This is a genomic window from Microbacterium sp. 22195, from assembly GCF_052056515.1.
Classification (GTDB): Bacteria; Actinomycetota; Actinomycetes; order Actinomycetales; family Microbacteriaceae; genus Microbacterium.
In genome coordinates, this window is the sequence record NZ_JBQEPE010000001.1 from 853598 (window position 1) to 875530 (window position 21933).

Here is a 21933-nt window from a genome sequence, read left to right on the forward strand (position 1 = left end):
GGTGCCGCGTCAGTTCAGCGCGCGGGTGCCCGCCGGGATCGCGCCGTTCGCGTAGAGGTCGGCTGCCGTGTCCTGCAGCGCGGTCAGCGCGACGCGCTGCGGCAAGGGCCCGTACGAGATGCGGGCGACGCCGAGAGCCTCGTACTCGGCGGCGGTGAGTGCGCCGGGGAGTCCGATCACGCTGACCCTGCCCGCGCCGATTCCGTCGACGAGGAAGCGGGTGGCGTCGGCGTCCAGGATGCCGGGCACGAAGACGGCGGTCGCACCGACGTCGAGATAGGCGCGGCCGCGCTCCACGGCATCCGCCAGCTTGTCCGAGAGCGGCTTGTCACCGCCGCGCACGATCGCGTCGGTGCGGGCGTTGAGAGCGAAGGAGACGCCCTCGGCCTCACCGGCCCGGACGATGGCCTCGACCTGTGCGACGGACTCGGCGAAGGGCTTCAGCCTGTCCTCGACGTTCGCGCCGACGATGCCGACGCCGATCGCGAGGCGGGTGGTCTCCCCCGCGTCGCCGTAGCCGTCGTCCAGGTCTGCCGAGACCGGCAGATCGACGGATGCTGCGATGCGACCGACCATGTCGAGCATGAGCTCCCGGGGGATCTGCCCGTCCGAGTAGCCGAAGCTCGCGGCGATGGAGTGCCCCGCCGTGGCCAGTGCGCGCGTCTCGGGGAGCGCGGCGATCGCCTTCGCCGAGACGACGTCCCAGATGTTGACGACGCGGAGGATCTCGGGGGCGAGGTAGAGGTCGGTGAGGGTGCGGGCCTTGTCAGCGGTGCTCATGGCTCCACGCTAGTCCCGGTCGCGGACACCGGCGCGCGAATGCCCCAGGATGACGCGCGGCCGAGGCGCTCCGGCTCGGCGAGCGCCCGCGAATAGGCTGACGACATGCCTCAGCGTCGATCACATGTCGCCCCGTCCGCCTCGCAGAGTGAGCTGGCCGCTGCCCTCGCCGCCCTGCGTGCGGGCATCGAGTCCCCCGTCGAGTTCTCGCCCGAGGCTCTGGCGGAGGCGGAGTCGACGACACCGGAGGTGCCGGACCTCGACCTGCGCGAGGTGCCGTTCGTGACGCTCGACCCGGCGGGTTCGAAGGATCTCGATCAGGCCATGCACCTGTCCCGCGCGGGTTCGGGATATCAGGTGCGATACGCGATCGCCGATGTCCCCGGCTTCGTCAGGGCCGGTGGCGCTCTGGACGCCGAGGCGCGCCAGCGTGGCCAGACCCTGTATCTGGCCGACGGGAACATCCCCCTGCACCCGAAGGTGCTCTCGGAGGGAAGGGCCTCACTCCTGGCCGACCAGGAGCGGCCCGCGCTGGTATGGACCTTCGTGCTGGACTCCGCGGGGGCCGTGACCGACTTCCGCCTGGAGCGCGCATTGGTGCGGTCGCGCGCTCAGCTCGACTACGTGGCGGCGCAGGAGCTGCTGGACGCGGGGCAGGAAGGCCCGCTGTCGTTGCTGGGCGAGATCGGCGGACTGCGGCAGCAGCAGGAGCAGCAGCGCGGCGGCGCGAGCCTGAACCTTCCCGACGAGGAGGTCGTCCAGAAGCCCGACGGCAGCTACGACATCGAGCGCCGGAGTCCGCTGCCCATCGAGGACTGGAACGCCCAGTTGTCACTCATGACCGGGATGGCCGCAGCAGAGCTGATGATCGGCGCGAAGGTGGGCGTGCTGCGAACGATGCCGCAGCCGGACGATCAGGCGTTCTCGCGATTCCGCCGGCAGACCGAGGCACTCGGACGGCCGTGGAAGGACGGCAGGTACGGGGACTACCTGCGAGGTCTGGACAAGAACGATCCGATGACGCTGCCCGTGCTCGAGGCCGCCGCATCGCTGTTCCGCGGAGCCGGCTACGTCACGTTCGACGGCACCGTGCCGGCCGGGGATCTCGAGCAGGCCGCGATCGGCGCGCCGTACGCGCATGCCACCGCGCCCCTGCGGCGGCTGGTCGATCGCTGGTCGCTGGCGATCTGCGAGGCAGTCTCGCAGGGCCGGCCCGCACCGGAGTGGGCGCGGGAGTCGCTCCCCCAGCTCCCGGACGTCATGCAGCAGTCCGCGCAGCGGGCGTCGACGCTCAACGGCGAGACCATCGACCGCGTGGAGGCCGCCCTGCTGCATCCGCTGGTCGGGAAGAGCATCGAGGCGACCGTCATCGAGCTGCGCGGCGAGTCGCGCGCAGCTGTGCAGATCGCAGAACCGGCTGTGACGGCATCCGCGCCCGTGCGTGCGGGGACCGCTCCCGGCGACACGGTGACACTGAAGCTGACGAGTGTGGACGTCGCCAAGGGCGAAGTCCAGTTCGCCGCGTGAGCCCGCTGCCCGGTCTCGACGCCGCGCAGCGGGCGTGGGTGGGCGAGCGGATGCCGGATGCCGAGCTCGTGCGCGACATGTCGTGGGGTCTCGTCGAGACCACGGTGCTGCACGCGCGGGCGGGCGGCGAGGACGTCGTGGTGAAGGCCGCCGGACCGTCGGACACGCATCTGACTCGCGAGATCTCCGCCCATGCGGGTTACACCGAGCCGCTGATCTCGACCGGCCACGCCGCCCGGCTGAGGGACGCGTCCGCGGCCGACCGCGTGATCCTGCTCGACTACCTTCCCGGCGAGCTGGTGCTGGGCGCGGATGCCGAGTGGCAACCCGACACCTATGCACAGGCGGGTGAGCTGCTTCGGCGGCTGCACGAGCAGGACTCTCGGACGGATGCCGAATACGAGGCGCGTGCGACGGCCAGGGCGCTGCACTGGCTGGATGAGCCTCACCGCATCGACCCGGCGGTGGCCGCACGTGCGCGTCAGGTACTGGCATCCGTGCCCGCCCCGGCGACGACGCTGGTGCCGACGCATGGCGACTGGCACCCTCGCAACTGGCTGATCGATGACGGCGTCGTACGGGTGATCGACTTCGGGCGGTTCGCACTCCGCCCGGCGGCCTCGGACCTCACGCGCCTGGCAGCTCAGCAGTGGCGGGAGCGCCCAGATCTGGAGGCCGCGTTCTTCGCGGGTTACGGTCCGGACCCGCGGGATCCGGACCTGTGGCGCCTGGATGCCCTGCGCGAGGCCGTGGGTACCGCGTGCTGGGCGTTCAAGGTGCGCGACGAGGCGTTCGAGCAGCAGGGCCACCGGATGCTGACCGAGGCGCTGGACGCGTACGACGGTTCATGACCGCGGAGATGTGCACGATCTCGGAGATTTTCGATGCACAGCATCCGAGATTCTGCATATCTCCGAGATTCTGCCGAGCCTCGACCCGCGTCAGCCGTTGACGGTGCGCTGCATCGACTCCGGGTAGCGCTCTCCGTGCACTCCGATCCTCGCGGCGAGCGCGTCCAGGTCGTCGAGCTCCCCCGGTGTCAGCTCCAGGTCGGCCGCGGCGAGGTTCTCCTGGATGCGCGACATCCTGCGGGTGCCGGGGATCGGCACGATCCAGGGTCGTTGTGCGAGCAGCCACGCCAGCGCGACCTGTCCCGTCGTGGCGTGCTTCGCCGCCGCCAGTTCGGCGACATGCGCGACGAGTGCCGCGTTCGCGTCGCGATTCTCCTCCGTGAAGCGCGGCAGACCGCGGCGCATGTCGTCGTTCGCGAAGGTCGTGCTCGCATCGATCGCGCCGGTGAGGAAACCGCGGCCGAGCGGACTGAACGGCACGAAGCCGATGCCCAGCTCCTCGAGCGCCGGCAGCACCTCCGCCTCCGGGTCGCGCGTCCACAGCGAGTACTCGCTCTGCACCGCCGTCACAGGGAACACGGCGTGCGCGCGACGGATCGTCGCGGCGGAGGCCTCGGACAGACCGAAATGACGAACCTTGCCCGCGGCGACCAGTTCCGCGACCGTCCCCGCGACGTCCTCGATCGGCACATCCGGGTCGACGCGATGCTGGTAGAACAGGTCGATCACATCCGTCCGCAGCCGCCGCAGCGAGGCATCCGCGACCTCCCGGATATGTTCGGGCCGGCTGTTCAGTCCACCTTCCCGGCCAATGTCGAAGCCGAACTTCGTCGCGATCGCGACCTGGTCGCAGACCGGCTCGAGCGCCTCGCCGACCAGCTCCTCGTTGACATACGGTCCGTACACCTCGGCAGTGTCGAACAGAGTCACCCCCGCGTCCACCGCTCCGCGCAGCACGGCGATCATGTCATCCCGCGATCCGGGGTTCGGGCCATAGCTCTGCGACATGCCCATGCAGCCCAGGCCGATCGCCGAGACCTCCAGGCCCAGTCCGAGAATCCTCGTCTTCATGTGCGCGCTCCTCATCGACTCTGCGACGAGCGTACGCCGCTGCCCTGGCGTGATGGGCGGAGTGCGAGACTGAACCATGCTCTACCCACCGGAGACGCGCGTGCTCGATGCGGCACGTGAACAGGCGCGTGCCCTGCGGGGCGACCCGAACCACACGGTCGCCGCAGCCGCGATGGACACTCTCGGACGCATCCACACCGCTGTGAACGACTACCCCTTCACCGGCGGGCCCTGCGCGGAGCTCGTCGTCCTCGGGGTCGCCGCAGCCGCGGCATCCGGCCCCCTGGTCACGATCGTGGCCGTCGGCGACGGGGACCGCGACGTCATCGCTCCGTGCGGGCGGTGTCGCCAGGCGCTGCTTGATAAGCATCCGGACTGCGACGTGATCATCCGGGACGGCGACCAACTTGGTCCGGTCAACGTCCGCAGCCTCCTGCCCCATTCCTACCGGCATCCGGATGCCGAGCCCGAGCGGTTCGTCCGCTTCAGCGCCGGTTACTTCGAGGCCGTACGGGATGGGCGCAAGACCGCCACGACCCGTCTGAACGATCCCTGCGAGCCAGGACCCGCCTGGCTGCTCTTCGAGTTCGACGACGTGTACCGCAGGCTTCCAGGACTCATCGACTCGGTGGTCTCCAAGCGATTCGACGAGATCAGCGATGACGACGCGCGCCTGGAGGGCTGCGAGCGCGCCGATGAGCTCAGAGCCGGTCTGCGCGGGCACTACCCGGCCATCACCGATGCCGACACCGTCGAGGTCGTCCGGTTCCACGTCACTGGGGCGGTTGGATGAGCGACCTCGAAGACTGGCTGCGCTCTTCGGCGCATCGCCTGCGCACGCTCGACCCCGATGAGCAGGACGACGACGACCTCGAGCCGCTGCTCGACATCATCGGCGACGCACGTGTCGTCGCGATCGGCGAGTCCATGCACCGCATGCACGAGTTCCTGCAGGTGCGGCACCGCGTCTTCCGCTTCCTCGCGCGTCGTGCCGGCTTCACCGCGCTGGTCATGGAGAGCGGGATGCCCGAGGGCGGACTCGTCGACCGCTGGATCCGCACCGGCGAGGGGCGCCTCCGCGACGTGCTGGCCGAGGGCATCGGCTACCGTTTCGGCGCCTGCCAGGAGATGCTCGACCAGGTCACCTGGATGCGCGAGCAGCAGGTGCGCGGGTCCGTCCCCGTGCGCTTCGCCGGCATGGACATCCCGGACTCCTCGGCGTCGGTCCTTCCTGCTGTCCAGGCCGCGCTCGCGCTCCTCGACGACACGGACCCGCACTACGCCGCGCACCTCCGCTCGATGCTGCTCCCGCTGTTCTCCTACCTGCCGGCGGACCGCACCGGGTTGGCTCAGGCCGCGCCGGCCATCCACTCCTACCTCGCGCTGGATGCCGCCGCGCAGCACGAGATCACGGTCGCGCTGACCGACCTTGTCGCGAGGATGCGCGCCCGCCGTCCGGACATGATCGCGAGCCTCGGCGGAGGGAACGCGGCCGAGGAGCGGGTGCGGTTCGGCATCCGCTCCGCGGAGAGCGCGCAGGCGGGAGATGCGTTCCTGCACGCGATGGTCTCGGCGCCCTCCCGCACCTGGCCTGCCGCGAACGTGCGGGACGTCTGGATGGCGGATTCCGTCGAGTGGGTGCTCGAACGCGAACCGCGGGTGCTCGTTGCGGCCGCGAACGGACACGTGCAGCGCACGGCGTTCAGCGCTCCCCCGTTCGTGCCCGAGCCGATGACGACCCTCGGCGGCCATCTCGCTGATCGGCTGGGTTCCGCTTACGTGGCGATCGGCACCGCGTTCGGGCACGGCGACGCGTGGCTGCATCGGCCTCGTCCCGAGGATGCCCCGGGCCACTCGCATCCGTTCGTCCAGCCGCTCGGACCGCCCGACCCGGCGAGCGCGGACGCCGCGTTCTCGGGGGCCGGTATCGGCGACTTCCTCGTCGACCTCCGCACGGCTCCGCCGGAGGCCGCGTCCGCCCTGGAACGCACCGCGGGTCTGCGCAACGGCGACGTGCTGCAGCCCCTGCCGATTCTCGATGCCTTCGACGCGATCGCGTACGTCGACGAGGTCACGCCGTGGCACACCTGGATCGACGAGGACGGGCTCGCCTGACGCCCTTCGCGGCTCAGGCCGGGACTGCCGTCGTCGTCATCACCAGCAGCTGCGGATCGCTGAGGTCCAGCGACACGGCGATGGATGCGAACTCGGCCAGCGAGCGCACGTGCGTGCCGCCGCAGAGGAAGCCGACCTCGCCCTCGGGGAGCGCACAGCGCCAGGTGCGCCGGTCCGAGATGCCCGGGCCCTCGACGTCGATGCGGCTCTCGCCACCCGACGCGATCCAGCCGGCCAGCAGCTCGTTGATCCGCTGCTCGCGCTGGGCGAGCGAGGCAGCGAAGCCCTCGGAGTCGAATCCGGCCTTGCGCAGGCTCTTGCCGAGCCGGTACTCGTCGACGCTGCCGTCCGGGTGGATGAAGCTGGTCTGGTTCGCCCGCCCCTCGAAGTCCGGGTGCCCCAGCGGGTCGACGCCGATCTCCTTGCGCCACAGGTCGGCGAGCGCGGCGTCCAGCGCCAGCGAAGCGAGATGACAGGCCGTGTGACCGCGGCTCAGCCCGGCCCGGCGTGCGGCATCCACCTCGAGACGCGCGGATGCCCCTGCGACGACGGATCCCGGGATCTCTCCGTCCACGCGATGGCCGACCAGCCACGTCCACCCGTCCGCGCCGCGCTTGACCGGGATGTCGGTGCCGACCGCCAGCTCGCCCTCATCGCTGACGGCAGCCATCACGGCCTCGGAGACGTCGAGCACGACGTCGGAGACGGTGATCGTCCCGCTGTCCCCCGGCTGATCGGGCCAGGTGTGATCGACCGGGTGGAACGGCGTCGCGTCCACCACGACCACCGCCCGCTCGCGGTCGACGATCAGCACGTCGCCCTCACCGGTCAGGGAGCCATCGGGGAACGTCACACGCGTGGACTGCATGCTCCCACGCTACGCGACCGAGGGGCTGGACGACGATGCGACCAGCGGCCGCGGAGCCTGCGGAGGTCTAGTGGCTCGGCGGGATCGTGAAGCTCACGAGCCTGTCGCCGCGGACGACGAACACGCCCGTCGACTCCCCGTTGAAGACGTTGCTGCGCCAGCCGAAGCGGATGCTGGTGGTGTCGCCCGCAGTCTCGGCCGAGAGCACCGTCATCCGCGCGCCGGCGCCGATAGCGTCGCTGTCCGCCCAGGAGCGGATCCCCTCCGGGCCGGACTTCACCGTCCCCCAGTCGTCGACGAAGCCGTCGGCCGTGAACGCGGCGACGAACGCCTCGGTGTCGGCGGAGTTGATGGCATCGACCATCGCCTGGACGGGCGCGGGAAGATCTGCAGCGGGCATCGATGTCTCCTCGATTCGAGCCGGGTCGAGCCCGGCATCCGGACGCCGAGCGTAACCCGGGAGTGCCTCCGAGACCAGCCCCTGACCCCTGGGATCCGTCAGGCGGTGATGACCTGTGCCGTGCCGACCGCGGCATCCGGACCCATCTCGGCGGCGATGCGGTTCGCCTCCTCGATCAGGGTCGCGACGATCTCGGACTCGGGCACGGTCTTGATGACCTCGCCCTTGACGAAGATCTGGCCCTTGCCGTTGCCGGACGCGACACCGAGGTCGGCCTCACGAGCCTCACCCGGTCCGTTCACCACGCACCCCATCACGGCGACGCGCAGCGGCACGGTCATGTCCTTCAGACCCTCGGTGACGTCCTCCGCCAGCGTGTACACGTCCACCTGAGCACGGCCGCAGGACGGGCAGGACACGATCTCGAGCTTGCGCTCGCGCAGGTTCAGCGACTGCAGGATCTGGTGGCCGACCTTGACCTCCTCGGCCGGAGGCGCGGACAGCGAGACGCGGATCGTGTCGCCGATGCCCTCGCCGAGCAGGATGCCGAATGCCGTGGCGCTCTTGATGGTGCCCTGGAACGCCGGCCCCGCCTCGGTGACGCCGAGGTGCAGGGGCCAGTCGCCCCGCTCGGCCAGCTGACGGTAGGCCTTGACCATCACGACCGGGTCGTTGTGCTTCACCGAGATCTTGAAGTCGTGGAAGTCGTGCTCCTCGAACAGCGATGCCTCCCAGACAGCGCTCTCGACGAGCGCCTCTGGCGTGGCCTTGCCGTACTTCTCCAGCAGGCGGCGATCCAGCGATCCGGCGTTCACGCCGATGCGCAGCGACACGCCCGCCGCCTGGGCGGCCTTCGCGATCGCGCCGACCTGGTCGTCGAACTTGCGGATGTTGCCGGGGTTGACGCGCACGCCCGCGCACCCGGCATCGATCGCCTGGAACACGTACTTGGGCTGGAAGTGGATGTCGGCGATCACCGGGATCTGGCTCTTCGCCGCGATGATGTGCAGCACATCCGCGTCGTCCTGGGACGGCACCGCGACGCGCACGATCTCGCAGCCGGAGGCCGTGAGCTCGGCGATCTGCTGCAGAGTGCCGTTGATGTCGGTGGTCTTCGTGGTGGTCATCGACTGCACGCTCACGGGTGCGTCGCCGCCGACGAGCACCTTGCCGACCCGGATCTGACGGGACTTGCGGCGGGGCGCGAGGACTTCGGGGATGCGCGGCATCCCAAGGTTCACTGCTGGCACTCCTCAAGGCTACCGTCGCTGAGTGCATGCGGGCTGGATGCTCGTAGGCTGAGCCCATGTCGACGATCCTGCTGACCGGCTTCGCGCCCTTCGACGGTGCGGAGCGCAATCCCTCGGGAGACGCCGTCGCGGCCGTCGCCTCGGGCTACGACGGACCTCACCGTCTGATCGCAGCCACTCTGCCGGTCTCGTTCGCGGGCGCGGCAGCCCATCTGCACGCCCTCATCGCCGAGCACGATCCGGATGCCGTGATCGCCACGGGCCTGGCCGGCGGCAGCGATCGGGTGGCGGTGGAGCGCGTCGGCGTGAACCTCATGGACGCGCGCATCCCCGACAACGACGGCGCTCAGCCGATCGACGTGCCCAGTGAGCCGGGCGGACCCGCCGCGCGCTTCGCCACACTGCCGGTGAAGCGCATCGTCAGTGTGCTCGAGGAGGAGGGCATCCCGGCGCGCGCGTCGCTGTCGGCGGGCTCGTACGTGTGCAACCACGTGCTCTACACGGCGCTCGGAGCGTCCCGCCCCCATGTGCCGACCGGATTCGTGCACCTGCCGTGGTCGACGGCGACAGCGCCCGCCGATGCGCCGAGTCTGTCCGAGCAGGACCTGGCCCGGGCGGTGCGCCTGGTCGTCGACCATGCCTTCGACCCCGACGACTCGATCCCCGGCGGCAGCATCTGGTGACGTCACGCCGCGCCGGCGGTCATCTCTGATGTGATACTTTCGCGGTATGTCCGCGACCCGCACCTGGTGGCCCGCCTTCTAGGCGGTGTTTCGCGAACCACGAGAACACGACCGCCTTCCGGGGCGGTCTTTTTTCGTTCTCCGCACCGGATTCCCAGAACCTGGAGACCCCGATGACCGACCTGAAGCGCCGCATCCGCGCTCTCGCCGCCGACCCCGAGACCTCTTTCGTGCTGATCGCCCGCGACGGCGTCGTCGAACTGCTCACCGGCGAGATCGTCGACGTCGAGACGCTGTCCGACATCCCGCTGGAGGGCGCTAACGGCCCCCGCGAGGTGTTCGCGATGGTGCCCTACCGGCAGGTGCGCGAGCGCGGGTTCGAGGCGCAGGACGACGGCACTCCCCTGCGCTGCCTGCTGGTCGCCGAGCGCGAGGGGCTGGATGCCGAGGAGCTGCGCGCCGCACTGCCCGACACGCCGATCGACCTGCGCGGCGGCGGCTTCGACATCTCCGACGACGAGTACGCGGACATCGTCGAGCAGGTCATCGCCGAGGAGATCGGCCGCGGCGAGGGCGCGAACTTCGTCATCCGCAGGGACTACCGCGCCGGATACGAGTGCGACGATCGCATCGCCGCACTCACCTGGTTCCGCGCGCTGCTCGAGCACGAGCGGGGCGCGTACTGGACGTTCGCCGTCATCACCTCGGGACAGATCGCGGTGGGCGCGAGCCCGGAGGCGCACGTCGTCGCCCGCGACGGCATCGTGACCATGAACCCCATCTCGGGGACGTTCCGCCACCCCGCGGGCGGCGCGACCCGCGAGTCGCTGACCGAGTTCCTCTCCTCGACCAAGGAGACCGAGGAGCTGTTCATGGTCGTCGACGAGGAGCTCAAGATGATGAGCCAGGTCTGCTCGGACGGCGGCCGCATCACCGGCCCGCATCTGAAGGAGATGTCGCGGCTCACGCACACCGAGTACATGCTGCGCGGACGCAGCCGCCTGGACCCGCGTGACATCCTGCGCGAGACCATGTTCGCCCCGACGGTGACCGGCTCCCCCATGCAGAACGCGTGCGCGGTCATCCGCCGGCACGAGCGCGCGCCGCGGGGTTACTACTCGGGCGTCGCCGCGCTGTTCACCCCGAACGCCGACGGCGGCCACGACCTCGACGCGCCGATCCTGATCCGCACCGCCTACCTGGATCGGGGACACCTCCGCGTGCCCGTCGGAGCGACCCTCGTGCGTCACTCCGACCCACTGGGCGAGGTGGGCGAGACGCACGGCAAGGCCGCAGGCGTGCTGGGCGCGATCGGCGCCATCGAACGCGATCATGTCGCGGAGACGCGTGACGACGACGCGCCGGCGCCCGCGCGACTGGCGGACGATCCCGAGATCGCGGCACTCCTGGCATCCCGCAACACGCGCCTGGCGGACTTCTGGATGCAGCCGCAGGACGCGGCCACCGCCGGCCGTTTCGGCGGGCGCAGCGCACTCGTCGTGGATGCCGAGGACCGCTTCACGACGATGCTCGCACACCAGCTGCGCCATCTCGGCCTGGACGTGACCATCGCGCCCTGGTCCGAGGTGACCGATGAGGCCGTCGACGCCGCCGACCTGGTGGTGTCCGGGCCCGGCCCCGGCGACCCGCGCGACCCGTCGTCGCCGCGCATCGCCCGGATGCAGCAGGTCGTCGCCCGGCGTCGTGCGACCGGCTCACCCCTGCTGGCCGTGTGCCTGAGTCACCAGATCCTCGCCGACGGTCTCGGCATCGACCTGGTGCCGCTGGACTCTCCGTACCAGGGCGTGCAGAAGACCGTGCCGGTGTTCGGGGAGGACGCGTCGGTCGGCTTCTACAACACCTTCACAGCCCGCGTCGCCCCCGGAACCACGCGGGTCGGCGAGGCGGAGGTCGCCGCGGATGCGGAGAGCGGTGACGTCTACGCGCTGCGCGGCGAGCGCTTCGCCTCGATTCAGGGGCACCTGGAATCGATCCTGTCCCGCGACGGGATCGCCACTCTGGAGCGGCTCACCGCGCACGCGCTGAGCTGAGCTGAGCTGAGCTGAGGCAGAGTCAGTGCAGCGGCGGCCACCACGCGGCATCCGCGCCGTCTCCGCGGACTCCGGGGCTGCTGCTGTACCCGCCATGCGCGCTGCACCAGGATGACGACACCGGCCGATCCGCCGACTGCCAGAACGACCCAGCGGTCGCGGTGATCGAGAGCGGTGCGTCGCCGTCGGCCGCGAACCTCAGGTGCGCACCCTGCGGGCCGGTGGCCTCGATCAGCAGCGACCCCTCCTGGTCGCGAGTGATGCTCCAGCCGGCATCCGTGATGGCCTTCGCCAGCGCAGCGTGGTCCAGGTCGAAGCTCGCGGCATGACGGAAACCGATGCGCAGCCGATACGCGTCCCAGCCGCGCCCGTCGTCGTCCAGGGATTCCGCGCAGGCCTGCTGTGAGTCCCATCCGCCGGGCGCCGCAGCGGCGCGCAGGTCGGCAACCACCTGCTGCACCGCGTCGTATCGCTGCTCGGCGAGTGCGATCTGCTCGTCCGCGTTGCGGGCCGTCGCCTGTGCGCGTGGCTCGCCAGCGGCATCCGTCTGCACCTGTCCGAGAGCCACGCCGAGCCCTCCGACGCCGGCGAGCAGCAGCGGCGCCAGCGCGAACGCAGCGCATCCCGCACGCTCCCATCGCCGAGGATGCCGGATCGCGAGGGCTCCCAGTCCCCGTACGAGAAGCAGAATCCAGGCAGCGACTCCGCACACGATCGCCGCCGAGAAGACCCACGTCGAGAGCACTCCGCCCGCAGGATCGCCGACCAGGCGGTGCAGCAGTGACGGCACCGGAACCGACTCCGAGGGGTCCAGTTCGATGGTGCGGTCCGGCATCGCGGCTGCGAGGGCCGCCCAGCTCCACCACAGCACCGCGAGCAAGGTGACCTGAGGCAAGGGCGTCGCCTGTGCGCCCTGACGGCGCAGCACGAACCGGGGCAGTGCCCCGAGCAGACCTGCTGCGGGAATCAGCAACGGTGAGGCCACCACGATGAGGAAGGCGCTCTCACCACGAGTGATCGTCGCGCACCACAGGCAGAACAGCACGAAGCCGGTCGGCAGCAGCCAGTTCAGCCACGGCCAGATCCGCCAGGTCGCTCGGCGCAGACCCGACGTGCGGTACCGAAGTGCATGCGGATGCGGCTGCATCCCGTCACGCTAGCCGCGCAGGCTGAGCGATCGGCGTCAGCCGCCGAGCAGGTTCATCGGCCTGATGATGTCGGCGATGATCAGCAGCGCCCCCATCGCGATCAGCAGCACGGCGACCACGACCGTGACCGGCACCAGGCGCGTCGCATCCACGGGAGCGGGTTCGGGACGCCCGGTGACCTTCGCCCACAGGCGCTTGATCCCCTCCCACAGCGCGACCACGATGTGCCCGCCGTCCAGCGGCAGCAGCGGGATGAGGTTGAACACGAAGAGCGCGACGTTCAGCGCCGCGAGCAGGTTCAGCAGCACCGCGAGGCGGTCGAGCACCGGAGCGTTGGTCGCCGCCACCTCCCCGGCGATGCGCCCGACGCCGACCACGCTGAGCGGGCCGTTCGGGTCGCGCTGCGATCCGGTGATCAGCGACTCGCCGACGTTCCAGAGCTTCTGCGGCAACTGGATGATCAGGTTCGTCACTCCGCCGACCTGCTGCCAGGTCATCTGGGCGCCGGTCCAGATCGGCTGGTGCGCGTACTCCAGCTGCGCGGTGATGCCCGCGTAGCCCACGCTGCGGGTGACGGGCTCGCCGCCCTTGTCGGTGACGGGCCGGCCCTGGGCATCCGTCTGCTGACGCTGAGCGGCGACCGGGGTCAGCTGCAGTGTGACGTCCTCGCCCTTCCGCTCCACAACCACCTCGAGGGTGCGTCCGGGAGAGTCCTGGATGATCTGCGACGCGGCCGCGAAGGTGGCGACGGGCTCGCCGTCCATACTGACCAGGCGGTCGCCGGGCTCGAACCCGGCCTCCGCGGCGGGGGCGGCCGGGTCGTCCGCGGCGCAGGTCTGCTGCTTCGTCGCGGTCGCGGGGATCATGCACTCGCTGACCGAGGCGACCGTCGTGCTGGCCTGCTGAATGCCGATCCCAGATGCCATCAGCGTGAAGAGCAGCACGGCCAGGACCAGGTTCATCACGGGGCCGCCGAGCATGACGATCACGCGCTTCCACACCGGCAGGCGGTAGAAGACGCGCTCCTCCTCGCCCTCGGCGATCGTCTCGTCGTTGGCCGTGCGGGCGTCCTGCACCAGGGCGGCGAAGACGCCCTTCGCCGGTCCGGTCTTCGTCGAGGGCGGGTACATGCCCGACATCGAGATGAATCCGCCGACGGGAAGCGCCTTGAAACCGTACTCGGTCTCGCCGATCCGCTTGGACCACAGCCGCGGTCCGAAGCCGATCATGTACTGGCCCACGCGCACGCCGAACAGCTTCGCGGGCACCAGATGGCCCACCTCGTGCAGCCCGATCGACACGCCGAGACCGACGAGCATGAACAGGATGCCGCCCAGATACAGCAGGATCTCCACCCGACCACGCTAGTGCCCCGCACCGAGGAATCCGCTGTGCCCTCGCTATGCATCCGGCTAGGCTGAAGAGGTGACGACCCGCCAGCTGCGCCTGTTCCGCGGCGCTGCGGCCTCTTCCGTCGCGACGATCCTCGCCGCCGTCTCGCACACCGTCGGCGGCGGCACCGCACCGCACCCGCTGCTGATCGTCACCGTCGCGGTGCTCCTCTCGCCGATCGCCGCTCTCCTGGTGGGCACGCGGATCCGGCTGTCCGGACTCACCGGAGCCGTGCTCTCGACGCAGTTCGTCTTCCATGCGCTGTTCGAGCTGACCGGCGGCATCGCCCCCACGGGCCTCGTGGGCGGGCACCAGCACGGTCCGATCGTCCTCGAGCTCGCGTCAGGACCGCATCCCGACCTGCTGTCGTTGTCTCCCGTCATGCTGCTCGCCCACCTGCTGGCAGCCCTCGTCACCACGCTGCTGCTCTGGCGCGGCGAGCTGCTGGTCCGCACGATCGCGCGTTGGGTTCGCACCCTGCTGCGCCTCCCGCAGACCGCCCCTGCGCATCCCCTGGCGGCACCGGCGACCGCAGCACGCACCGAGGCTCCCCTCCTCGATCGGCTGCTCGCCGACTGCGCCTGGCGGCGCGGTCCTCCTGCGTCGGCGCTCAGCTGACCTTCCGGGCGTCCAGCCCGTCTTCGCCGTCCGGCCGGCCGGACCGCGTCCCGCCGATCGCGCCCCGCGACGGCATCCGTCCGCGCGCTCACGCGCGGAGCATCTTCTCGCCGCGCGCGTGCGCGGCCCCTCATCCATGAAGGACCATCCATGTCTCTTACCCTCCGTCGCGGCGGCATCGCCGCTGCCACCCTCGCCCTGTTCCTCATCGCCGCACCCACCGCGGCCTCCGCACACGTGGGCGTCTCACCGGACCGGATCCCCGCCGGCCAGGTCACGCCGCTGACCTTCTCGTTCAGCCACGGCTGCGGCGAGTCCCCGACCACCTCGCTGCGCGTCACGATGCCGAAGGGCATCGGCAGCGCCTGGCCCGCGTTCGACGGTGATTGGGCGGCAGACATCGAGAAGGATGCGGGCGGGGCGATCACCGCCGTCACGTTCACCGCCGCGCAGCCCGTGCCTGTCGATCTGCGCGGTTCGGTGGAGCTGGCCGTCATCACCGACAAGAACGCCGCCGATGAACTGGTCTTCCCCGTCGAGCAGCGCTGCGTCTCGGGCACGAACGAGTGGACCCAGGTGGCGAAGGACGGCGAGAACGCCCACGATCTGGACTCGCCGGCCCCCGTCGTCGCGCTGACCGCCGCCGGCGCCTCCGGCGAGCACGGTCAGCAGGACACGCACGGTCAGCACACTGCCGCCCCGGAGGCATCGTCGTCGAGCACGGAGGAGCCGGCGGCGATCCTGCCGACGCTGCTCGGGGGCGGCGGGCTTGTGATCGCCATGGCGGCACTCGTGGTGGCCATCCGCGCGTACCGTCGGCGCGCGTAGCGCACCCGCGAGGAGGCGCCCGGCGCACGCCGGGCGCCTCCAATCCGCAGGATCCCTCCGCTGTGCGTGAGATCATGGAGACGCTATGACCACTCAGCCCTCACTGCCGCCCGTGCTCCGCCCCGCCGACCCACCCCGTCGTGCTCTGGCCGAGCTCGCAGACCGCTTCGCAACGGAGGTCCGCGGTGATCTCGCGGGCGTTCAGCTCAGCGGCATCACGCTCGCCACCGCCGATCTCCGCGCCGGGGAGGCCTTCGTCGCGATCCAGGGCGTGAACCGGCACGGTGCCGAGTTCGCGCAGACCGCAGCCGATCAGGGCGCGGTCGCGATCATCACGGACGCCGCCGGCGCCGACATCGCGGCATCAGCGGGTCTGCCGATCGTGATCGTCGACGATCCCCGCGGCGTGCTGGGCGAGCTGAGCGCGTGGGTGTACGGCACCGGGGCATCGGATCCGCTGCCGCTGCTGTTCGGCACCACCGGCACCAACGGCAAGACCAGCGTCTCCCACCTGCTGCAGGGCATCTTCGACCAGCTCGGCGTCGTCTCGGGTCTCTCCTCCACCGCGGAGCGGCACATCGCCGGTGAGGTCATCGTCTCCCGGCTCACCACCCCCGAGGCATCCGAGATGCACGCCCTGCTCGCGCTGATGCGCGAGCGGAACGTCGAGGCCGTCGCCGTCGAGGTCAGCGCGCAGGCGCTCTCCCGCCACCGCGTGGACGGCATCGTGTTCGACGTGGCCGGCTTCACGAACCTCTCGCACGACCACCTCGACGACTACGCCGACATGGAGGAGTACTTCCAGGCGAAGCTGCCGCTGTTCACCCCCGAGCGCGCCCGCCGCGGTGTGATCAGCCTGGACTCGGCGTACAGCCCGCGCGTCGTCGAGGCCGCGAGCATCCCCGTCGTCACCGTCGGGACCCCGTCGATCGCCGCCGATCCGGATGCCGCCGCCGCGGCCGACTGGGTCGTCACGATCGATGACGAACGGCAGGCGGGCACGGTGTTCACGCTCACGGGCCGCGACGGACGCACCCTGACGACCATGGTGCCGGTGATCGGCCAGCACATGGCCGCGAATGCCGGACTCGCGATCGTGATGCTGCTCGAGGCCGGCTACGACTGGGACCGCATCGCCGCGGCGTTCGAGCGGGACGGCCAGATCCTGGCGTACCTGCCCGGTCGCACGCAGTTCATCTCCGGCGAGACCGGCCCCGCCGTCTACGTCGACTTCGGTCACTCCCCGGATGCCTTCGAGAAGACCCTCGCCGCGGTCCGCCGCGTTACGCCCGGCAAGGTGCTGATGCTGTTCGGCGCCGACGGCGACCGCGACGCCACCAAGCGCTACGACATGGCCCGCACGGCCGTCGAAGGCAGTGACATCCTGGTCGTCACCGACCATCACCCGCGCTTCGAGGACCCGGACTCGATCCGCGCGACCCTCGTCGCCGGAGCCCGCAAGGCGCGACCGGATGCCGAGATCCACGAGTTCTCCCCGCCGGAGAAGGCGATCGTGGCGGCCGTCGGCATGGTCGGCGAAGGCGACGCGATCCTGTGGGCCGGTCCCGGCCACCAGGACTACCGCGACATCCGCGGTGTGCGCACCCCGTACTCGGCCCGCGAGCTCGCCCGGCGCGCGCTCATCGCCGCCGGCTGGCCCGCCCCCGACTCGCACTGGCCCGTCCCCTACGACGACCGGGTCTGACCAGAGCCCGCCCGTCTGGAATCAGGCGGAGGCGATCAGCGCGTCCGCCTTGGCACGCGCCCAGCTCTCGGCCTCGGCCAGCGTCTCGAGCGTGAGGTCGTCCGGGGCGTCGTGCGCCTCGATGACGCGCTCGATCGTGTCGACGATGCCGAGGAACGGCAGCCGGCCCTCGTGGAACGCGTCCACGGCCTGCTCGTTGGCGGCGTTGTAGACCGCGGGGAACGTGCCGCCCGCGCGGCCGACGGACTTCGCCAGGCCGACCGACGGGAACGCCTCGCCGTCGAGGGGCTCGAAGGTCCAGCTGGTCGCCTGCCGCCAGTCCAGCGGCTTGCCCACCCCGCCGACGCGGTTCGGCCAGTCCAGCCCCAGCGAGATCGGCAGGCGCATGTCCGGGGGCGACGCCTGGGCGATCGTGGAGCCGTCGACGAACTCGACCATCGAGTGCACGATCGACTGCGGGTGCACGACCACCTCGATGTCGTCGTACGGCACGTCGAAGAGCAGGTGCGCCTCGATGACCTCCAGGCCCTTGTTGACGAGGGTGGCGGAGTTGGTCGTGACCATCCGCCCCATGTCCCAGGTCGGGTGCGCGAGGGCCTCCGCGGGTGTCACATCGCCGAGCTCGGCCCTGGTGCGGCCTCGGAAGGGTCCGCCGGATGCCGTGACGACGAGCCGCCGCACCTCGGCGCCGGTGCCCGATCGGAGTGCCTGGGCGATCGCCGAGTGCTCGGAGTCGACCGGGACGATCTGGTCCCTCTCCGCCGCGGCGCGCACGAGTGCACCGCCGACGATCAGTGATTCCTTGTTGGCCAGGGCGAGGGTGCGCCCCGCCTTCAGCGCGGCCAGCGTCGACCCGAGTCCGATGGAGCCCGTGATGGCGTTGAGCACGACGTCCGCCTCCACGTCGCGGACCAGCTGCTCGGACTCCGCCGCGCCGAGCGCCGTGTGCTCGAGGTGGAACTCCTCCGCCTGACCGGCCATCATCTCGGCGTTCGATCCCGCCGAGATCCCGACCAGCTCGAAGCGGCGGGGATTGGCGCGGATCACATCCAGGGCCTGCGTGCCGATGGAGCCGGTGGAGCCGAGGACGATGATGCGACGCATGTCGCCAGCCTATGCGAGAGTGCGCCGGCCCTGCAGGAGCGGGGCCGGCGCACTGACGGTGCGAGGATGCCTACTTGGCGGCGGGCGCGTGCTGCGTGGCCAGGATGTCGATCACGAACACGAGGGTCGAGTTCGCCGGGATCGATCCCTGCTCCTTGTCGCCGTAGCCGAGCGCCGGCGGGATGACGACCAGCACCTGCGAACCGACCTTCTGACCGGCGAGCGCCTGGACGAAACCGGGCACGTAGGTGTTGCCGGGGATGGAGATGGGCTCGCCGTTCTTCCACGACGAGTCGAAGCTCTTGCCGTCGGCCCAGTTGACGCCGTAGTACTGCAGCAGCGTGGTGTCGCCGTCGGCGACCGACTCACCGTCGCCCTGCTTGAGCACCGACACCTTCAGTTCGGTGGGGGCGTCGGTCTTCGGGATCGAGATGCTGGGCTCGCCGTTCTTGGCGAGCTTGACCGCGGGCACCCCGTCGACGGGCGCCTGTTCCTCGCCCCACGCCGCCGTCGGGACGGTGCCGAGCACGTCGACGATGTAGATCTGGGACTCGGCGCCGTTGGAACCGGTCGGGAATGCGACGGCCAGGCGCGAGCCGACCGTGGCGCAGCCGATCACCTGGGCGAGGGTGGGGTTCGCGAGAACGTTCTGTGGCAGCATCTGCTCGGTGCCCGGGTAGCCCGCGTCGCCGAGGTGCTCGCCGGTGGTCGTGTTGAACGCGCTGAGGGCGTAGGAGACGAACTCGCCCTTCTTGACCGTCGCGCCGTCGCCCTTGGTGATCACCGTGCGCTGCAGCTTCTTGATGTCCTGCTTGAGCGTGAAGGTGGCCTTCGACGGCGTGCCGAACTGACCGTCGACCTTGATGCCGTCGGAGATCGAACCCGGCTCAGCGGTCTGCGCGCAGACATCGCCGCTCGCGGAGTCGGTCGAGGTCGGACTCGGCGACGCGCTGCCGGAGCAGCCGGCCAGGAGCAGCGCCGAGACGGCGATGGTGGACAGGAGGGCCAGGGGACGCAGGCGCAAGATGAGACCTCGGAATCGCTGAAGGGAAGTGTCCATCTTCGCGCATCCGGCTTTGCCGCGGCTGAACGAACACGCATCGCGGACATTCCGCGACCGGAATGCGGCGCTCGATAAACTTCACGGATGAGTTCTGCGCAGTCGGTCGGGTCCGAGCACGAGCCGGAATCGCACACCCCCCGACATGCCGGATTCAAGTACGCGGTCGGTCGCATGGTCGCCACTCCCCTGGCCCGGATCGTGTACCGTCCCCACATCGAGGGGCGCGAGAACGTGCCCAAGCGCGGCGCGGTGATCCTCGCCAGCAACCACCTGTCGTTCATCGACTCCATGGCGATCCCGGTCGCCGCCCCTCGCCCCGTGCACTTCCTCGCGAAGTCGAGCTACTTCGAGGGCACGGGTGTGAAGGGTGCGCTCTCGAGGGAGTTCTTCACCTCCGTCGGCGCCATCCCCGTGCGGCGCGGTGCCGGCCAGGCCGCGCTGGACGCTCTGGATCAGCAGCGCCAGCTGCTCGATCAGGGCCTGGCCGTCGCTCTCTACCCGGAGGGGACGCGGTCCACCGACGGTCGGCTGTACAAGGGCAGGACCGGCGTCGCCTTCCTCGCCCTGCAGACCGGTGCGCCCGTCGTCCCGGTCGGGCTGATCGGAACCGACCGCGTGATGCCCGTCGGTGCGAAGATGCCGTCGGTCAAGGAGCGCATCACGGTGCGCTTCGGCGAACCCATCGACGTGTCGAAGCACGGCCCCGCCACCAGCGGCAAGGCCCGTCGACTCGCGACCGACGAGATCATGGCCGCCATCCACGCGCTCAGCGAGCAGGAGCTCGCGGGCGTGTACAACGAGCCGCCGGCGCAGAACCCGATCGACAAGATCAAGCAGGCGCTGCCGCACGAGCGGCGCTGACGTCAGCTCCCGAGCGCGGCGACGGTCACCGTCGCCTCATGGCGGACCGGGAAGTTCACCGAGTTCGAGATGAAGCACCAGTCGTGCGCCTGGTGGTGAGCCTGCTCGGCGGCCTCGATCATGGACGGGTCGGCGACCGTCACCTGCGGATGCAGCACCACCTCGGCGAACGCTCCCCCGCCGCGGCCGTCCTCGCGCATGAGCCCGGTCGCCTCATCGCGATACGAGGTGACGACGACGCCGGCCGTGACGCAGGCGTGCAGGTAGGAGAGCAGATGGCACTCGGCGAGCGCCGCGATCAGCATGTCCTCCGGATTCCATCGGGCGGGATCACCGCGGAACGGACGGTCGGCTGAGGCGAGCAGGTCCGGTTTGCCGTCGATCGAGATCGTCACGTCGCGCGCGTAGTCCCGGTAGCCGCTCGTGCCGCTGCCGCGGTCGCCGGTCCAGGTGGCGGTGAGTGCGTACCGGTGCTCGCCGAGCGGATGCTGTGCCATGCCGCCAGTCTTTCATCTTCGAGAAGCGGCGGGACGGTCTCGCGGCAGGGCGACGTCGTCTGCAGGAAGGCGTGACGCGGCGCATTAGGCTGGTCTGGTGCTGGAGACCCTTACTGTCCGTGATGCTGTCGAACTCGCCGTCGTGGAGCGCAGCGGCTTCGTGGAGTCCCGCCACGCGGGCGCTGCGGTCGTGCTGTCGCCGGAGGGCGATGTCGTCGCCCAGTACGGGAACGCGGATGCCCTGATCCTCCCCCGCTCGAGCCTCAAGCCGCTGCAGGCGGTCGCCAGCCTCACCGCAGGCGCCGCGCTGGAGGGCGAGCAGCTCGCGCTCGGCACGGCCAGCCACTCCGGGACCGATCGACACGCTGAGGTCGTGCGCGAGATCCTCGCCGCCGGTGGTCTGACCGAGGACGATCTGGGCTGCCCGCCCGCCTGGCCCTCGGATGCCGCAACCCGGCGGGAGATGATCAGCGATCACGCGGCGGAGTCCCGCATCCGGATGAACTGCTCCGGCAAGCACGCGCTCATGCTCCGCGCGTGCGTGGCCACAGGGTGGCCGACCGCGGGGTACCTGGATCCCGCGCATCCGCTGCAGGTGCACATCCGCGAGGTCGTCGAGCGGCTCACCGGTGAGAAGATCGCGCACACGTCGGTCGACGGCTGCGGTGCGCCGGTGCACGCGATCACCCTGACCGGACTCGCCCGCGGCATCCACCGGATCGGCTCCGCGTCGGAGCGATCTCCGTTCGCTCTGCATCGCGTGGCTGGCACCCTGGTGCGCGCCGTGCGCGAGAACCCGTGGACGATCGCCGGTCCCGGTGAGCCGGACACGATCGCGATCGAGACGCTCGGTGTGTTCGCGAAGGGCGGTGCCGAGGGCGTGATGGTCATGGTCGCCCCGAACGGCGCGACCGTGGCACTGAAGATGCTCGACGGCAACGGCCGCGCGGCGACGCTCGTCGCCGCGACGCTGCTCGCCCGCGCCGGGGCGCTGACGGATACCGATGTGGCGACGCTGACCGCGGCACTGCCGCTGTCGGTGCTCGGCGGCGGGCAGCCGGTCGGTTCCATCCGGGTCACTCCCGGCCTCTGAACTCCGCCGCGGTCCGACGAGCGCTCCC

The 21933-nt window shown here is 70.6% G+C and carries 21 protein-coding genes; 11 read left to right on the top strand and 10 right to left on the bottom strand.

The features are described from left to right. Positions 1-9: 9 nt before the first annotated feature. On the bottom strand, positions 10-780 hold the full coding sequence (locus tag ACTJJ4_RS04265; RefSeq protein ID WP_440942155.1) for an isocitrate lyase/PEP mutase family protein: 771 nt from the start codon (positions 778-780) through the stop codon (positions 10-12). 105 nt (positions 781-885) lie between these two features. Between ACTJJ4_RS04265 and ACTJJ4_RS04270 the strand changes: the two genes are divergently transcribed. Then, complete coding sequence (locus tag ACTJJ4_RS04270) at positions 886-2307, top strand: RNB domain-containing ribonuclease (protein WP_440942156.1); 1422 nt, start codon at positions 886-888, stop codon at positions 2305-2307. Continuing rightward, positions 2304-3158, top strand: coding sequence for a phosphotransferase family protein (locus ACTJJ4_RS04275; RefSeq protein ID WP_440942157.1), 855 nt, complete (start codon positions 2304-2306; stop codon positions 3156-3158). Before ACTJJ4_RS04270 ends, ACTJJ4_RS04275 begins: the two co-directional genes overlap by 4 nt. 90 nt (positions 3159-3248) lie before the next feature. On the opposite strand, the gene ACTJJ4_RS04280 is transcribed toward ACTJJ4_RS04275, so the two are convergent. After that, positions 3249-4229, bottom strand: coding sequence for an aldo/keto reductase (locus ACTJJ4_RS04280; protein ID WP_440942158.1), 981 nt, complete (start codon positions 4227-4229; stop codon positions 3249-3251). 76 nt (positions 4230-4305) lie between these two features. Between ACTJJ4_RS04280 and ACTJJ4_RS04285 the strand changes: the two genes are divergently transcribed. Further along, the gene (locus ACTJJ4_RS04285; protein ID WP_440942159.1) at positions 4306-5022 is read left to right on the top strand and encodes an ASCH domain-containing protein; all 717 of its coding nucleotides are present in this window, start codon (positions 4306-4308) and stop codon (positions 5020-5022) included. Beyond that, positions 5019-6344, top strand: a complete 1326-nt coding sequence (locus tag ACTJJ4_RS04290; RefSeq protein ID WP_440942160.1) for an erythromycin esterase family protein — start codon at positions 5019-5021, stop codon at positions 6342-6344. The genes ACTJJ4_RS04285 and ACTJJ4_RS04290 overlap by 4 nt, the downstream gene beginning before the upstream one ends. Positions 6345-6357: 13 nt before the next feature. Here ACTJJ4_RS04290 and ACTJJ4_RS04295 read toward each other — a convergent pair whose 3' ends face one another. From ACTJJ4_RS04295 to ispG, 3 genes are all read right to left on the bottom strand, one after another. Next, complete coding sequence (locus ACTJJ4_RS04295) at positions 6358-7212, bottom strand: hypothetical protein (protein WP_440942161.1); 855 nt, start codon at positions 7210-7212, stop codon at positions 6358-6360. A gap of 67 nt (positions 7213-7279) precedes the next feature. Beyond that, positions 7280-7612 (bottom strand): nuclear transport factor 2 family protein, encoded by a 333-nt coding sequence (locus ACTJJ4_RS04300; protein WP_440942162.1) that lies wholly within the window; start codon positions 7610-7612, stop codon positions 7280-7282. A gap of 98 nt (positions 7613-7710) precedes the next feature. Continuing rightward, entirely contained in the window at positions 7711-8841 is a 1131-nt protein-coding gene (gene ispG, locus ACTJJ4_RS04305) for a flavodoxin-dependent (E)-4-hydroxy-3-methylbut-2-enyl-diphosphate synthase (RefSeq protein WP_292697918.1), read from the bottom strand. Between the two features lie 77 nt (positions 8842-8918). On the opposite strand from ispG, the gene ACTJJ4_RS04310 reads away from it, so the two are divergent. Together ACTJJ4_RS04310 and ACTJJ4_RS04315 are read left to right on the top strand one after the other, a co-directional pair. Next, positions 8919-9545 carry a pyroglutamyl-peptidase I family protein gene (locus ACTJJ4_RS04310; protein ID WP_440942163.1) on the top strand — a complete coding sequence of 209 codons (627 nt, stop codon included), beginning with the start codon at positions 8919-8921 and terminating at the stop codon, positions 9543-9545. Positions 9546-9718: 173 nt separating this feature from the next. Beyond that, positions 9719-11596: an anthranilate synthase family protein gene (locus ACTJJ4_RS04315; RefSeq protein WP_440942164.1), complete on the top strand. Its 1878-nt coding sequence runs from the start codon at positions 9719-9721 to the stop codon at positions 11594-11596. Between the two features lie 22 nt (positions 11597-11618). Here ACTJJ4_RS04315 and ACTJJ4_RS04320 read toward each other — a convergent pair whose 3' ends face one another. Together ACTJJ4_RS04320 and ACTJJ4_RS04325 are read right to left on the bottom strand one after the other, a co-directional pair. Next, a complete protein-coding gene (locus ACTJJ4_RS04320) occupies positions 11619-12743 on the bottom strand; it encodes a hypothetical protein (protein ID WP_440942165.1) in 1125 nt (374 codons plus the stop codon). A gap of 36 nt (positions 12744-12779) precedes the next feature. Continuing rightward, positions 12780-14099 (bottom strand): M50 family metallopeptidase, encoded by a 1320-nt coding sequence (locus ACTJJ4_RS04325; RefSeq protein ID WP_440942166.1) that lies wholly within the window; start codon positions 14097-14099, stop codon positions 12780-12782. Positions 14100-14169: 70 nt separating this feature from the next. On the opposite strand from ACTJJ4_RS04325, the gene ACTJJ4_RS04330 reads away from it, so the two are divergent. From ACTJJ4_RS04330 to ACTJJ4_RS04340, 3 genes are all read left to right on the top strand, one after another. Continuing rightward, positions 14170-14754 (top strand): hypothetical protein, encoded by a 585-nt coding sequence (locus ACTJJ4_RS04330; protein ID WP_440942167.1) that lies wholly within the window; start codon positions 14170-14172, stop codon positions 14752-14754. 150 nt (positions 14755-14904) lie between these two features. Continuing rightward, a complete protein-coding gene (locus ACTJJ4_RS04335; protein WP_440942168.1) occupies positions 14905-15582 on the top strand; it encodes a DUF1775 domain-containing protein in 678 nt (225 codons plus the stop codon). 85 nt (positions 15583-15667) lie between these two features. Then, positions 15668-17287 carry a Mur ligase family protein gene (locus tag ACTJJ4_RS04340; protein WP_440942169.1) on the top strand — a complete coding sequence of 540 codons (1620 nt, stop codon included), beginning with the start codon at positions 15668-15670 and terminating at the stop codon, positions 17285-17287. Between the two features lie 21 nt (positions 17288-17308). On the opposite strand, the gene dxr is transcribed toward ACTJJ4_RS04340, so the two are convergent. Further along, the gene (dxr, locus tag ACTJJ4_RS04345) at positions 17309-18391 is read right to left on the bottom strand and encodes a 1-deoxy-D-xylulose-5-phosphate reductoisomerase (protein ID WP_440942170.1); all 1083 of its coding nucleotides are present in this window, start codon (positions 18389-18391) and stop codon (positions 17309-17311) included. 70 nt (positions 18392-18461) lie between these two features. Further along, positions 18462-19415, bottom strand: coding sequence for an FKBP-type peptidyl-prolyl cis-trans isomerase (locus tag ACTJJ4_RS04350; protein WP_440942171.1), 954 nt, complete (start codon positions 19413-19415; stop codon positions 18462-18464). A gap of 123 nt (positions 19416-19538) precedes the next feature. Here ACTJJ4_RS04350 and ACTJJ4_RS04355 point away from each other — a divergent pair, with 123 nt between their 5' ends. After that, positions 19539-20315 (top strand): lysophospholipid acyltransferase family protein, encoded by a 777-nt coding sequence (locus tag ACTJJ4_RS04355; protein WP_440942172.1) that lies wholly within the window; start codon positions 19539-19541, stop codon positions 20313-20315. Positions 20316-20317: 2 nt separating this feature from the next. On the opposite strand, the gene ACTJJ4_RS04360 is transcribed toward ACTJJ4_RS04355, so the two are convergent. Then, positions 20318-20812, bottom strand: coding sequence for an OsmC family protein (locus tag ACTJJ4_RS04360; protein WP_440942173.1), 495 nt, complete (start codon positions 20810-20812; stop codon positions 20318-20320). A 97-nt stretch (positions 20813-20909) separates the two neighbouring features. Here ACTJJ4_RS04360 and ACTJJ4_RS04365 point away from each other — a divergent pair, with 97 nt between their 5' ends. Continuing rightward, positions 20910-21905: an asparaginase gene (locus ACTJJ4_RS04365; protein WP_440942174.1), complete on the top strand. Its 996-nt coding sequence runs from the start codon at positions 20910-20912 to the stop codon at positions 21903-21905. The last annotated feature ends 28 nt before the right edge of the window (positions 21906-21933 follow it).

Excerpts from the sequence above, each read along its gene's own strand:
- ACTJJ4_RS04355 (WP_440942172.1), top strand. The coding sequence starts at position 19,539 with ATGAGTTCTGCGCAGTCGGTCGGGTCCGAGCACGAGCCGGAATCGCAC.
- ACTJJ4_RS04320 (WP_440942165.1), bottom strand. The coding sequence starts at position 12,743 with ATGCAGCCGCATCCGCATGCACTTCGGTACCGCACGTCGGGTCTGCGC.
- dxr (WP_440942170.1), bottom strand. The coding sequence starts at position 18,391 with ATGCGTCGCATCATCGTCCTCGGCTCCACCGGCTCCATCGGCACGCAG.
- ACTJJ4_RS04340 (WP_440942169.1), top strand. The coding sequence starts at position 15,668 with ATGACCACTCAGCCCTCACTGCCGCCCGTGCTCCGCCCCGCCGACCCA.
- ACTJJ4_RS04270 (WP_440942156.1), top strand. The coding sequence starts at position 886 with ATGCCTCAGCGTCGATCACATGTCGCCCCGTCCGCCTCGCAGAGTGAG.
- ACTJJ4_RS04280 (WP_440942158.1), bottom strand. The coding sequence starts at position 4,229 with ATGAAGACGAGGATTCTCGGACTGGGCCTGGAGGTCTCGGCGATCGGC.
- ACTJJ4_RS04265 (WP_440942155.1), bottom strand. The coding sequence starts at position 780 with ATGAGCACCGCTGACAAGGCCCGCACCCTCACCGACCTCTACCTCGCC.
- ACTJJ4_RS04360 (WP_440942173.1), bottom strand. The coding sequence starts at position 20,812 with ATGGCACAGCATCCGCTCGGCGAGCACCGGTACGCACTCACCGCCACC.
- ACTJJ4_RS04300 (WP_440942162.1), bottom strand. The coding sequence starts at position 7,612 with ATGCCCGCTGCAGATCTTCCCGCGCCCGTCCAGGCGATGGTCGATGCC.
- ACTJJ4_RS04335 (WP_440942168.1), top strand. The coding sequence starts at position 14,905 with ATGTCTCTTACCCTCCGTCGCGGCGGCATCGCCGCTGCCACCCTCGCC.
- ACTJJ4_RS04310 (WP_440942163.1), top strand. The coding sequence starts at position 8,919 with ATGTCGACGATCCTGCTGACCGGCTTCGCGCCCTTCGACGGTGCGGAG.
- ACTJJ4_RS04290 (WP_440942160.1), top strand. The coding sequence starts at position 5,019 with ATGAGCGACCTCGAAGACTGGCTGCGCTCTTCGGCGCATCGCCTGCGC.
- ACTJJ4_RS04295 (WP_440942161.1), bottom strand. The coding sequence starts at position 7,212 with ATGCAGTCCACGCGTGTGACGTTCCCCGATGGCTCCCTGACCGGTGAG.
- ACTJJ4_RS04285 (WP_440942159.1), top strand. The coding sequence starts at position 4,306 with ATGCTCTACCCACCGGAGACGCGCGTGCTCGATGCGGCACGTGAACAG.
- ACTJJ4_RS04315 (WP_440942164.1), top strand. The coding sequence starts at position 9,719 with ATGACCGACCTGAAGCGCCGCATCCGCGCTCTCGCCGCCGACCCCGAG.
- ispG (WP_292697918.1), bottom strand. The coding sequence starts at position 8,841 with ATGCCGCGCATCCCCGAAGTCCTCGCGCCCCGCCGCAAGTCCCGTCAG.